Below are 11,538 nucleotides of genomic sequence, written 5' to 3'. Positions count from 1 at the left end.
CCCCGTCCGGATGGAACAGGCCGTTCATCGCGCGGTGTAGCGGAAGTCACAGAAGGGCGCGCCCTCCATCCGGGTCTGTGTCCGGTCGAAGGCGACATCCGGGGCCATGCCTTCGAACATCGCGAAGTCCCGGCTGCAGCTCAGCAGGTAGCCCAGATCGCGTGCACCCATTTCCTCGTACATCTCCACGAACTTGCAGCGCGTTACGTTGAAGCCGAAGCGCGCGTCATCCCGTTCGACCACGTCGACGATCAGTGATCCCTCTCGAAGCGCGCCGGTCTCGAACCGCTCTGCGAGGGCGGCCATCGTGTCGATCGCTCCCGCTTCCCGGGCCGCGACGCCCTGTGCGTGGGCGACATCGCGAATGGTCTTGCCGACGACTTCGTTGACTCTCTCGGCGCCGAACTCTGCCTGCATTGCCCGGATCATCGGGACGAGCACGCCCGCTTCGAGTTTGCGCCGCTCCAACAGCGTCAGATCAGCCATCGGTGTCCCTCCGGAGTTCCGCCAGCGCGAGGACGAATTCCTCGCGGGCGGCGCTATCGTGTTCGAGCACCAGCGCGTTTTCAAGCGGCGTCCTCGCGATGGTGGTGAGTCCGTGGCGGTTTGCGAGGGCGGCCACGGCCCAGGCCGCGTGCCCGCGCACCGTTGGCGAGCGGTCGGTGAGCGCACCCGTCAATGCGTCCAGGTCGCCTGGTGTCCCCACATTCCCCAGCGCCACGCACGCGTTCCGCAGGAGTCCGTCGCGCTTCGCTCGCATGATCGCGCGTCCTCGAAAGCGCTCGGTGAAGGCCGCGTCATCAAGTGGCAGCAGTTCCGCGAGGCCGGGAGGCCGCGTCCTCGGGCGAGGCTGGCAGGAAGTCAGGGTGGCTCTCGAACCGGCCGGCTCCGACCGGACACGCGTCGAGGCAGTCATCGCATCCGAAGACCCGGGCGCCGAACTTGGACCTGAGTTCGCGGGGGATGGGCCCGCGGTTCTCGATCGTCTGGTAGCTGATGCAGAGCCGCGAATCGACCACGTGACCGTCGGCCGCGATAGCGCCGGTAGGGCATGCTGCGATGCACCGGGTGCACGAGCCGCACGACTTTCGCAAAGGCTCGTCGGGCTGGAGTGCCAGCGTTGTCGCGACCACTCCGAGCATCACCCACGGACCAAAGCCCGGCACCAGCGCCATCGTCGATTTGCCCCGCCATGCGAGTCCCGCGAGCTCCGCCTGCGGCCGTTCGAGGAGCGGCCCGTAGTCCACCGTGGCACGAGCTTCCGCCCCAAGCTCCTCGCGGATGCGCCGGGCGATGCGCCGGAGTCTCGTTTCGAAGACACGGTGGTAGTCGCGCCCACGTGCGTACCGCGCGATCCGTCCCCGGGCCGGCCCGCCCTCCACCGGGAGTTCGGGCTCAGGGGAGTGATTCGGCAGGGCAACGACGACGATCGAACGGGCGCCGGGGAGAAACCGGTCCGGCGTCGTCGCTCGTTCGAGCCATTCCCCGGTCATCCACGCCATGCCCGCCAGGTATCCCGCGTCGAGCGCCGCCCGGGCCGCCTCTCGCGCTTCGGGAAGATCCCCGGCGGCAGCGATTCTAGCGAGTTCGAAGCCCTCCGCACGAGCCATAGCGAGCACCGACTCGCGAAGATCCATGCGGCAATCCTACGGGGCGAAAACGGCGGGCGCGTCCGAGCAGAACCGGATCCCCCGGCCGGATCCGCATGGTCGGCAGATCGGCCCGGCTCACTGCCGGCGAAGTCCGCATACAATTCCAACGTGGAGAAGTCACCTGCCGACGAAGTCCGGACGTTTTCCCTCGCTTTCGAGGGAAGCCGGGAGGAGTGCCCGTTCGGACCTGATTCGGCCGTCTTCAAGGCGGCGAATGGAAAGATCTTCGCAATCCTTTCGGAGCACGACGATGGGGTGCACGTCTCGCTGAAGCTGACTCCCGAGGAGGTCATGGAAGCGATGTCGCTGCCCTTCGTGCGCACCGCACCGTATCTGGCGAAGAATCACTGGGTCATGCCGGTGATCGCGCACCCCGGAGAGTTGGAGATGACGCTGGCCTGGATTCGGCGCAGCCACGAACTGGTGACCGCCAGACCGGCCCGCAAGCGTCAGTAGGAAGTTGCCGGCCTCAATCCGGGAGGCTTCGGCCGACGAGTGCCGATCTGGAAGGCGAAAGCCGCGGCGAAAAGCGCGAGGATCCCTCCTGCGTACATCGCGGGACCGTAGTCGCCTGCCGCATCGTGAATCACGCCGGCCAGGGCCGCCGCGATAGCGCCGCCAACCATGTGGCTGAAAGTGATCCACCCGTAGATAGTGCCGACTGAGCGGCGTCCGAACCGGTTCGCCGTCAGCATGACCGTGGGCGGGACGGTCGCGATGTAGTCGAGCCCGAACACGACCGCGAACATCGACATGAGCGGGATTCCAGACCCCGAGAGTGCCGGGAGGACCAGCAGGGAGCATCCGCGCAGAAAGTAGTAGAGCGCCAGCAGTTTCCGCGGCGAATACCTGTCGGTGAGCCATCCCGATGCAATGGTACCGACGACGTTGAAACCGCCGATGACGCTCAGCATCCCTGCAGCTTGCTTCTCGCTGAAGCCGTGTTCGGTCGCGTGGGGGATGAAGTGGGTGCCTATGAGGCCGATCGTGGTGAATCCGCACACTCCGAAGCTGAGTGCGATCAGCCAGAAGTCACCCGTGCGGATAGCTTCTTTCATCGGGACGAGGCGTTCATCACTCGCCAGTGCCTTTTCGCCGGGGAGAACACCGTAGGCCGCCAGCCCGACGTCGCGGGGACGGCTGCGGAGAAAGATCACCGTGGAGGGCAGGACGACTGCCCCGGCGATGATCGCCATCAGGCCGATGGCGGAACGCCAGCCCCATGCGTCGACGATGAGCGCGAGGAGCAGGACGAAGACCAGTTGGCCGGCGCTGGCCGCCCCCCCGAGAATGCCCGTCACCAATCCCCGGCGCTCCTGGAACCAGGTATTGGCGACCGTCGCGCTCAGGACGATTGAGGTGCCGCCGGCGCCGAAGCCGACCAGCACGCCCCAGGACGCATAGAACTGCCACAGGGACTGCACCAGCCAGGTGGCGAACACTCCACTCGTCCCGAGAACGAGGAAGCCGATGATGACCGGCCGGATGCCATGGCGATCGATGAGCCGCCCGGAGACCGGCCCGGCGAGGCCAAGGGTGAGGATGGAAAGCGAGATCGCCCACGAGATCTGGGCCGTCGACCAGCCGAAGTCGTCCTTTAGCGGGGTGATCATTACGCCGGGAGCGGAGCGGATCCCGGCCGTCACCGTCACGAGCAGGAAGGTGATGCCGACCATCACCCAGCCGTAGTGGATGCCGAGGCGGCGTGCGATCGCGGGAGCGGAAAACGGAGCGGGTGAAGCCGGCGGAGCTGACTCGGTCGATGCCATGGCGCAGTTTACCCGCCGTTGGTCTGCGTGCGCCCGCGCCAATCATCTCGGTTGCGTGAAACCACTGAGTGCGCAGGCCGGCCCCCGACCCGCGACGCCTGTCCGGTTTGGAGATGGAAACGGACCGCCGCCTACCAGGCGACGGTCCGTTCGGAATCGGTTGGCGCCGATTAGATACCGAAGTCCCAGTTGCCCCCGGCGTGGTACTTGTTCAAGACGTTCTTGGCGATGAGGATGCGGTGCACCTCGTCCGGGCCGTCGGCAATGCGGAGCGTGCGCGCCCCGGTGTACATCCCCGAGAGGGGTGTGTCGCCCGAGACGCCCATCGCGCCATGCACCTGGATCGCGCGGTCCACCACGCGCTCGAAGGCGGCCGGGACGTAGATCTTGAGCGCGGAGATGATGGTGCGTGGGTCCTGGCCGTTGTCGATGACCTCAGCGGTGTGAATCGTCATCAGCCGCGCTGTCATGATGTCGATGTACGAATCGGCGATGAAGCCCTGGATGAACTGCTTGGTCTCGAGTTTGCCGCCGTGGACTTCACGGTCGATGGCGCGCTTCACCATCAGGTCGAAGGCGCGCCACATCTGGCCGACGCTGTTCATGCAGTGGAAGACCCGCCCGGCGCCGAGGCGGTCCTGGGCGGCCTGGTGCCCGCTACCGGTGCGTCCGAGCTGGTTGGTCACCGGCACGCGGACGTTCTTGTACTCGATCTCGCAGTGGTTCGAATCATGCCCCCACACCGGGATGCGGCGGACGATGTTGAAGCCGGGAGTGTCGGTCGGGACGATGATTTGCGTCATCTTCTCGCGGACGCCGCCGTCGCCGTCAGCCTCTTCGGTGCGGCACATGACGATGGCGAACGCAGCGCCCACGGCCCCAGAAGTGAACCACTTCCGGCCGTTGATCACCCAGTCGTCACCATCGCGGATGGCTCGCGTCTGGATGGCATATGGGCTCGAGCCCGGCGCGTCCGGCTCGGTCATGGAGAAGCAGGAACGGATCTCGCCCCGAATGCTCGGTTCGAGCCACTGCTTCTTCTGCTCTTCGGTCCCGTACTTGATGAGGATGGTCTGGTTCCCGGAGTCCGGCGCAACAACGCCGAAAAGGGGGTTCGAGTAGGGGCTCCAGGCGAGGATCTCGTTCATGTAGGCATGCTTCATGAACCCGATGCCCATTCCTCCGTACTCCTGGGGGAGGTGGGGCGCCCAGAGGCCCGCCTTCTTCACGTTGTCCTGGATCTCCAGCCTGAGCTGCTGGCTCTCCGGGCTCCGGTAGTCCCCGAGGCGTTCTTCGTTCGGGATGATGTAGCGGTTGACGATGTTGGCGGTCCCTTCACGGACCTGGTTGATCTCCGGGTCGAGGGTCGGGATGGGTGCGATCTGCATGTCGTTTCCTTGGTTGGGTGTTGGAGGCGGTGTGCGGCAGTGTACGCCCTCCAGGGCCGGTTGGGTGGGACCAACGGGTGGCTCCACGCCGTCCGGCAGGTACCAAAGCCGCTTCGCCCGCTCGCGCTCGGTTTAGGTGATTGGCCAGCGAGCGCTGGCTTCGTAGGCATGGGCAATCGCGTGATGGATCCAGATCTGAGCCACGATTTCACCCTTCTCCATCTCGTAACCGCCCAGCTTCACCACCTTGTTGAGATCGGCCTCATCCAACGTGGCGACGAAGTCAGCCGACGCATTTTGGCCTTCGACGATGGCAGCGAGGATTTCGTCCTTCGACTTGTCCTTCAGATTGGTGATGGCGGCCGCGTTGCCCTCCGCAATGCGTGACGCGCCGATTCCGGAAAGCGCGCCGGCATCCAGCAGCGGGTAGAGGCCCGCGGCGCCTCCCGCTGTTGCAGCGAGATGGGAAAACGCATCGCGCGTGGTCCACTGGTGACCAAGCTGGTGGTCCCAGTCCTTCGCGTTCGCGCCTGCCGCGGCAGCTCGCTTCCCGGCGAACCGGATTCCCTCAACAAGTTCCTGCTTCGTAATCATTCGGCCTCCTCAGCGGGCCGATTAGAGGGGAATTCAGGGGTCATGTCAAAAGGCCAGAAGGCCCGCGCGAGCGCAGGCCTTCCCGGTGGTTGGATGCGATTCGAGGGGGCTAATCGAATCCTTCGTCGTCGCGGTCGACATCGATGTCCGGCGTGCCCGAATCCAGCTCGCCGTCGGACTCGCTCCAACCATCGTCCGACTCTTCCTCGACAACTTCGTCGTCCCCGTACTCGGCGTAGTCCTCATCGTCGTCACGGCGGAGAAGCCCCTTGCGCGTGTAGGCGCGGACTTCCGTGGAGCGGCCAGCCGGGAAGCTCACCTTGTCGATCATCGACGGATGCTTAAAGGTCTCCCGAAGGATCACCTTGAGCGCGCCCTCAGTTGTGACCATGGCCGCGGTGTACTGGTTCCCTGCAGTCATCATCTTGGAGAGACGCAGGCCAATCCGGGGTTCGACCATGCCGATATAGGTACCGGTGACCGTGAGGACGTTGACAGCGTTGCCCTGTACCTGGAGGTCGACGAGGTCGCCGGCATCGAGAGAGGCCCTCGCCGCCTCGTCCGTGGCCTGGAGCCGTGCCACCGTGGCTGTGCCGGTCTCTTCCACGAAGAGGCGCGTATCGAGCTGACTTGGCGCGGCCGTCGACGTGTCCTTCATGCCGGCGAGACGATCGAGGTTGCGGCGCGCGATGGTGTTCGAAGGGTCCAGCTCGAGACTCTTCCGGTAACTCTCGCGGGCGTCCGAGATCTGGCCCAGTTCGCTCAGGGCTTTCCCCAGCCGGTTGAACCCCTCAGCCTCATCGCCGAATACCCTCAGGTAGTCACGGTTTACGTTGGCGGCGTCCTGCCAGCGGCTGCTGATCGCGAGCTTCACTGCCTGATCGCTCATCTGCTTCTTCAGCCGGGCTCGCTCTTCCAGCGACATTGAATCGAGTTCTGGTTCGTTGCTCATGAAACCTCGAAGGCACCCCTTGACGAAGCGGAAAGGATACGGCAGGCGATCCGCTCACACAACGAACGGCATAGCCCACCGCAAAGGAAGTGTCAATGCTGCGTATCGGCCCCACGCCCTACTATCGCACCGTGAGTGCCAGTCTCTTCGCCGCGATGCGTGCTGCCTGGGCTGAGGTGCGGCCCCGGTTCGAGGCGTATCAGCTGGTCCTGCCCGGGAGCCCGGGCTTCGTCTGCCAGCCACAGGCCTGCACGGCGTACTGCTGCCACGCCTACAGTGTGAATCTCGGCGATGCTGATGTAGGCCGCTTTCGACGGCTGGAACAACTCGAACTCGCCGACTTTCTCGAGTGCGACGAGGACGGCAAGCCGCTCACTCTGCCGATGGCCCAACCCTTCCTCCTGCGCCGCGAGGAGGGCCGCTGCAAGTTCCTCGGTGGCCACCTGGGCTGCACGGTGTACGAAGGGCGCCCGAACGCCTGCCGCCTCTACCCCCACTTCATTGTCTTCTGGGACGGCGAGGCCGGCCGTGCGCGGACGACTCCGTCGAAACGGGCAGCCGCTTCTTTCGATGCGGCCGTGCTCGGCAACATCTACGGCCTCATCCCGCTCCTGCTTGGACATGTGCAGTGCCCCGGGTTTACCGGCGACCCCGTCAACGAAGCTGAGTGGCACCGCCTGTTCAGCGCCACCTACCAACTGCAGTACGCCGCCGTCTGAGATTGGCCCCGCAGCGGAGTCTTCTCTCCCGTTACGCTGGAAGCGAAAGGACGTTCTCCCGGGCATGACTCGACGCCAGTTCGCTATCCTCCTCGCCCTCGCCCTGACCTGGGGCTGTTCGTTCCTCTTCATCAAGGTGATCGTCGATGCAGGCGTGGCCCCGATGGGTATGTCCGGCGTGCGCACAGCCCTCGGGGCCGCCACGCTCCTCCCCTTCGCCTGGAGGGCGCGCAAGGGCTTCCGCCAGTCCAGGGCGACGTGGGTGGGCCTCGCCGGTCTCGGCGCTCTGAACTTCGCGATCCCGTGGACGATCTTCGGGATCGCCGAGAAGCACGTGCCAAGCGGTGCGGCCGCTGTCGCGAACGCCTGCACTCCGCTCTGGTCAGCGATCCTCGCGACGACGCTGCTCAAGGCAGACTCGCTCGGGCCGCAGCGTATTGCCGGTCTGTCACTTGGGTTCGCCGGAGTGCTCGTCCTGATGGGGCGGGACCTGGCCAACCTCTCCGGAAGCGAGGCGGCGAGCATCCTCCTCGTCGTTGTGGCGACCTTCTGCTACGCCGTTTCGGCTGTGAGCATCCGCCGTTGGCTCGGCCATGTTCCCGCTGTGCCGCTGGCGACTGCCCAGGTTGCGACGGCGGCGGTCCTGTTGTTGCCGGCTGCGTTCCTCACCGGGGCGTTCGAAGGCGCCGAGCTCACTCCGCGGGTCGTGGGGAGCGTCGCCGCCCTAGGGGCCTTCGGTTCGGGTATCGCGGTCGTGGCCTACATGTACCTCATCCAGCAGGCCGGCCCCGTGCGTGCGTCGGTGGTCACTTACCTCGTGCCTCCCGTGGGCGTGCTCCTCGGCTGGCTGTTCCTGGAGGAGACGGTGGGCTGGAACCTCCTCGCGGCCCTGGGATGCATCCTTGCAGGGGTCGCCCTCGTGCAAGGCATCAGCCCCCGGCGTATCGCCGCGCGGTTCCCGGGATTCGCGACGGAGGCGGCGGCTCCGCTGGATTGACGCACGCGAGACGCGATCGCCTCTGGTAGGCTCTGGCCATGCCACGCAGCTCCCGCCTACACCTACGGCCCGACGTCCAGGCTCTCCGCGAACGCGTGCTCTCCACGCGAAGGGACTTTCACCAGCACCCCGAACTCTCGTGGCACGAACAGCGCACCCAGGGCGTCATCCTGGAACGGCTCCGCTCGCTCGGCATCGCCGAGGTGCGGCCCATAGCGCGGACCGGCGTCACCGGGCTGGTGAAGGGCGGCCAGCCGGGCCGCTGTGTCCTCTGGCGCGCCGATATGGATGCGTTGCCCGTCCCGGAGAAGAGTTCGCTTTCCTTTGCATCGCAGAATGAGAACGTCATGCACGCCTGCGGACACGATGCCCACATGGCGATCGGCCTCGGCCTCGCCGAGGTGCTGCAGCAAAGGCGAGAGGACCTGGCCGGGAGCGTCCGCTTCGTCTTCCAGCCGGCGGAAGAAGCGGCAGGTGGGGCGCAAGCCTGTATCGCCGATGGAGTGCTCGATTCACCGCATGTCGATGTCGCTTTGGGCCTGCACATCAGTGCAGACATACCCCTCGGCGCGATCAATGTCGCACCGGGCCCCTTCTTCGCGGCGCCGACGGCGTTTCGGATCACCATCGAGGGCCGTGGCGGGCATGCGGCCGCGCCGCACCAGTCCATCGACGCTGTGGTCGTGGCCGCGTACGTGATCACCGCCCTCCAGACGGTGGTTAGCCGTTCAATGCCGCCGGCCGAGACCGCGGTCCTGACCGTTGGGAAGATCGCAGGCGGCTACCGCGGAAACGTCATCGCGGAATCGGCGACGATGACGGGAACCATCCGCAGCTACACCGATGCCGTGCGCGAGACGATGTTGCGCCGGACCGAAGAGATCGTCGCCGGGGTCTGTGCCTCGTTCGGGGCGACCTACGAATTCGATCATCAAACGAGCTGCCCTCCCCTGGTAAACGACCCTGGAGTGGCGGAGTTCGTCCGGGCCGCAGGCATCCAGTACTTCGGCGAAGCGAACATCCTCGCGGCGCCGACGATGGGCGCCGAAGATATGGGCGTTTTTCTCGAAAAGCGCCCTGGCTGCTACTTCTGGCTGGGCGCGCGCAACGAACGGAAGGGCATCGCAGGGAGGCACCACGATCCCGCCTTCGTCATCGATGAGGATGCGCTGCTGGTTGGCGTGGAATTTGGCCTGCGGCTCATCGAGGGACAGCTCGCGCGGTAGTTCGCGCGCTCAGGTCAGGTCGCGGTCCAGCCACTTCCCGCCGCCTTCCGTAGCCTCGCGTTCCAGTGCCGCGAACATCGCTTCGATAGACGTCTCGACGCTCAGCAGCGCGCGGTTTTCCGGTGAGAGCAGCCGCCTCTTCACCATGTGTTCCAGGAACGCCACCAGCGCGTCGAAGTAGCCTCCGGCGTTCAAGATCACGACGGGCTTCTGGTGAAGGCCGAGTTGCCGCCAGGTCAGCACTTCGAAGGTTTCTTCGAGCGTGCCGAAGCCACCTGGGAGGGCAATGAAGGCGTCCGAGAGCTCGGCCATCAGCGCTTTCCGCTCGTGCATCGATTCGACGATGCGAAGGTCGGGAATGCCCGTGTGGGCCACCTCCAAGTCCAGCAGGTGGCGCGGGATCACGCCAATCACGTGGCCGCCGCCTTCGAGGACGGCGTTGGCCATGGCGCCCATCAGGCCCACGTTGGCGCCGCCGTACACAAGCTCGACCCCGCGCTGGGCGAGGGCGGCGCCCAGTTCTCGAGCAGCGTCGAGAAAGCGCGGGTCGTTCCCGGGGCTGGAGCCGGCGAAGACGCAGACACGCTTCAGTGGGTTACTCGTAGATCCACCTGTCGGAGTCACGCGTCCAGTCCACCAGTTCCGATGGCTTGAAGAAGATCTTGATTTCGCGGGCCGCGCTCGTGGGGCTGTCGCTCGCGTGGACGAGGTTGCGCCCCATCTCCAGGCCGAAGTCCGCCCGGATGGTGCCCGGAGCGGCCTTGAGCGGGTTTGTCAAACCATTCGTGGCGCGGACGATTTCGATGGCGTTCGTGCCCTCGAGGACCGCGGCAACCACCGGGGCGCTGGTGATGAACTGGACGAGGCCTTCGAAGAACGGCTTGCCCTTGTGTTCGGCATAGTGCTTCTCGGCGATCGGGCGCGTCACCTGCATCAGCTTCAGGCCGACGAGCTTCAGGCCGCGGCTCTCGAGCCGCTTGATGATTTCGCCGGCGAGTCCGCGCTGTACGGCATCGGGTTTGACCAGGAAGAGGGTGCGTTCGCGTTCCAAATTGGGTAACTCCAGAAAGAGATGTCTGCTACGAAGCGGCGGCCTGCTGCCGTCGCGAAAGCGTGATGCTGGGCTCCCGCAGGTAGAACGCCTCGGCGCCTGTCTCCAGCGTGCCCGCCCTGATTCGGGGTGCGCGGTCTCGGAGGCTCGCCTCCACTCGTTCCCTCGCGCCGGCCTCGATCCCGCCGAGCGCGCCCGCTCCCTCTCCGGCGAGGTTCTTGCCTTCCAGGTCCACCGGCGTTGCCGTCACGGGTGAGTCCGCTGGCTCGCCGTTGGCCCACCGCTGCGCCGCGAACGCGCCGCGCCCCGCCGGCTGGATGACGATTCCATCGCGAGAGCCCGTGGCGAGAGCTGCCGCCTCGAGCGTCCCGATACCATAGACGGGGATGCCCCGGGCGAGGGCAAGTCCTTCGGCGGTGGCGATCCCGACTCGAATGCCGGCATAGGCCCCCGGGCCGATCGTCACGAGAATCGCATCGGGGCTATCACCGCCGAGGAGATTCGCGATGGCCGGAAGGAGGATGCGGGAGTGGTCCTGGCGGGCCTCGTCTTCCATTGATGTAACGAGCCCGTTGCGGTCCACACCGATCGCGAACCGGTCCGAGGCGGTGTCGATGCAGAGGATGGTGTTCACGCCGCGCCGAACGACGCGACCAGTTCTTCGCCGCGCGGGCCGCGAGGGATGAACTTCAGGCGGCGGCTGCGCGCCCCGAGGCCACCGGTTGCCAGCTCGATCACCAGGCCGTCCCCCGGGAGCAGCTCTGCTCCGCGTTCGGGCCATTCGATCACCAGGACGCCCCGTTCCGCGTAGTCCCAGAGGCCGAGGTCGTCGAGTTCCTCGACATCCTCGATCCGGTAAAGGTCGACATGAAACAGCGTCTCGCGGCCGGAGTATTCGTTCATCAGGACGAAGGAGGGGCTATTCACCTGGCCCGCACAGGCGAGCCCGCGCCCGATGCCCTGTGTCAGGCAGGTCTTGCCCGCGCCGAGTTCACCGCTCAGCAGGACGATATCGCCTTTGCGAAGCTGTTTGCCCAGCCGCTCGCCTACTGCGCGCGTATCTTCTTCGCTCGATGAGGCCAGTTCGAGGTCATGCGTTTCGGCCATTGCTCCGAGTATAGGCACGGCTCGGTTTATGCCACACGCGCCCAGAACCGACCGAACGGTAAAAACATCGGCGGAGTAAGCGC

At 65.8% G+C, this 11,538-nt stretch carries 15 protein-coding genes; 4 read left to right on the top strand and 11 right to left on the bottom strand.

The genetic code is table 11. From position 1 onward, the window contains the following. Positions 1 to 24: 24 nt before the first annotated feature. Genes IPG14_RS03705 through queG form a run of 3 tightly spaced genes read right to left on the bottom strand, consistent with a single transcriptional unit; the run spans position 25 to position 1,637 of the window. Complete coding sequence (locus IPG14_RS03705) at positions 25 to 486, bottom strand: L-2-amino-thiazoline-4-carboxylic acid hydrolase (protein WP_343390925.1); 462 nt, start codon at positions 484 to 486, stop codon at positions 25 to 27. Beyond that, positions 479 to 760: a HEAT repeat domain-containing protein gene (locus IPG14_RS03700; protein ID WP_343390924.1), complete on the bottom strand. Its 282-nt coding sequence runs from the start codon at positions 758 to 760 to the stop codon at positions 479 to 481. The genes IPG14_RS03705 and IPG14_RS03700 overlap by 8 nt, the downstream gene beginning before the upstream one ends. A gap of 40 nt (positions 761 to 800) precedes the next feature. After that, positions 801 to 1,637: a tRNA epoxyqueuosine(34) reductase QueG gene (gene queG / locus IPG14_RS03695; RefSeq protein ID WP_343390923.1), complete on the bottom strand. Its 837-nt coding sequence runs from the start codon at positions 1,635 to 1,637 to the stop codon at positions 801 to 803. A gap of 123 nt (positions 1,638 to 1,760) precedes the next feature. Here queG and IPG14_RS03690 point away from each other — a divergent pair, with 123 nt between their 5' ends. Continuing rightward, entirely contained in the window at positions 1,761 to 2,108 is a 348-nt protein-coding gene (locus IPG14_RS03690) for an MmcQ/YjbR family DNA-binding protein (protein WP_343385162.1), read from the top strand. On the opposite strand, the gene IPG14_RS03685 is transcribed toward IPG14_RS03690, so the two are convergent. From IPG14_RS03685 to IPG14_RS03670, 4 genes are all read right to left on the bottom strand, one after another. Beyond that, the gene (locus IPG14_RS03685; RefSeq protein ID WP_343390922.1) at positions 2,102 to 3,421 is read right to left on the bottom strand and encodes an MFS transporter; all 1,320 of its coding nucleotides are present in this window, start codon (positions 3,419 to 3,421) and stop codon (positions 2,102 to 2,104) included. The two genes, IPG14_RS03690 and IPG14_RS03685, sit on opposite strands and share 7 nt — an antisense overlap. 170 nt (positions 3,422 to 3,591) lie before the next feature. After that, entirely contained in the window at positions 3,592 to 4,809 is a 1,218-nt protein-coding gene (locus tag IPG14_RS03680) for an acyl-CoA dehydrogenase family protein (protein WP_343390921.1), read from the bottom strand. Positions 4,810 to 4,941: 132 nt separating this feature from the next. Next, a complete protein-coding gene (locus IPG14_RS03675) occupies positions 4,942 to 5,403 on the bottom strand; it encodes a hypothetical protein (RefSeq protein WP_343388139.1) in 462 nt (153 codons plus the stop codon). A 109-nt stretch (positions 5,404 to 5,512) separates the two neighbouring features. Beyond that, on the bottom strand, positions 5,513 to 6,355 hold the full coding sequence (locus tag IPG14_RS03670) for a tetratricopeptide repeat protein (RefSeq protein ID WP_343390920.1): 843 nt from the start codon (positions 6,353 to 6,355) through the stop codon (positions 5,513 to 5,515). A 131-nt stretch (positions 6,356 to 6,486) separates the two neighbouring features. Here IPG14_RS03670 and IPG14_RS03665 point away from each other — a divergent pair, with 131 nt between their 5' ends. The 3 genes from IPG14_RS03665 (at position 6,487) to IPG14_RS03655 (ending at position 9,297) form a co-directional block, all read left to right on the top strand. Then, positions 6,487 to 7,074 (top strand): YkgJ family cysteine cluster protein, encoded by a 588-nt coding sequence (locus tag IPG14_RS03665; RefSeq protein WP_343390919.1) that lies wholly within the window; start codon positions 6,487 to 6,489, stop codon positions 7,072 to 7,074. Between the two features lie 64 nt (positions 7,075 to 7,138). After that, the gene (locus IPG14_RS03660) at positions 7,139 to 8,071 is read left to right on the top strand and encodes a DMT family transporter (RefSeq protein ID WP_343385156.1); all 933 of its coding nucleotides are present in this window, start codon (positions 7,139 to 7,141) and stop codon (positions 8,069 to 8,071) included. A gap of 38 nt (positions 8,072 to 8,109) precedes the next feature. Beyond that, positions 8,110 to 9,297: an amidohydrolase gene (locus IPG14_RS03655; RefSeq protein WP_343390918.1), complete on the top strand. Its 1,188-nt coding sequence runs from the start codon at positions 8,110 to 8,112 to the stop codon at positions 9,295 to 9,297. A gap of 9 nt (positions 9,298 to 9,306) precedes the next feature. On the opposite strand, the gene IPG14_RS03650 is transcribed toward IPG14_RS03655, so the two are convergent. From IPG14_RS03650 to tsaE, 4 genes are read right to left on the bottom strand one after another with little or no spacing between them, the layout of a single operon-like run. Beyond that, positions 9,307 to 9,921 (bottom strand): TIGR00730 family Rossman fold protein, encoded by a 615-nt coding sequence (locus IPG14_RS03650; RefSeq protein ID WP_343390917.1) that lies wholly within the window; start codon positions 9,919 to 9,921, stop codon positions 9,307 to 9,309. Further along, the gene (ndk, locus tag IPG14_RS03645) at positions 9,893 to 10,348 is read right to left on the bottom strand and encodes a nucleoside-diphosphate kinase (RefSeq protein ID WP_343385153.1); all 456 of its coding nucleotides are present in this window, start codon (positions 10,346 to 10,348) and stop codon (positions 9,893 to 9,895) included. Before ndk ends, IPG14_RS03650 begins: the two co-directional genes overlap by 29 nt. Positions 10,349 to 10,376: 28 nt before the next feature. Next, entirely contained in the window at positions 10,377 to 10,982 is a 606-nt protein-coding gene (tsaB, locus tag IPG14_RS03640) for a tRNA (adenosine(37)-N6)-threonylcarbamoyltransferase complex dimerization subunit type 1 TsaB (RefSeq protein ID WP_343390916.1), read from the bottom strand. Beyond that, entirely contained in the window at positions 10,979 to 11,455 is a 477-nt protein-coding gene (gene tsaE, locus IPG14_RS03635) for a tRNA (adenosine(37)-N6)-threonylcarbamoyltransferase complex ATPase subunit type 1 TsaE (protein WP_343385151.1), read from the bottom strand. Before tsaE ends, tsaB begins: the two co-directional genes overlap by 4 nt. Positions 11,456 to 11,538: the final 83 nt, after the last annotated feature.

This window comes from Candidatus Amarobacter glycogenicus (assembly GCF_016704105.1).
GTDB lineage: Bacteria > Chloroflexota > Dehalococcoidia > Tepidiformales > Tepidiformaceae > Amarobacter > Amarobacter glycogenicus.
This window is presented reverse-complemented; position numbering and strand designations above follow the sequence as displayed.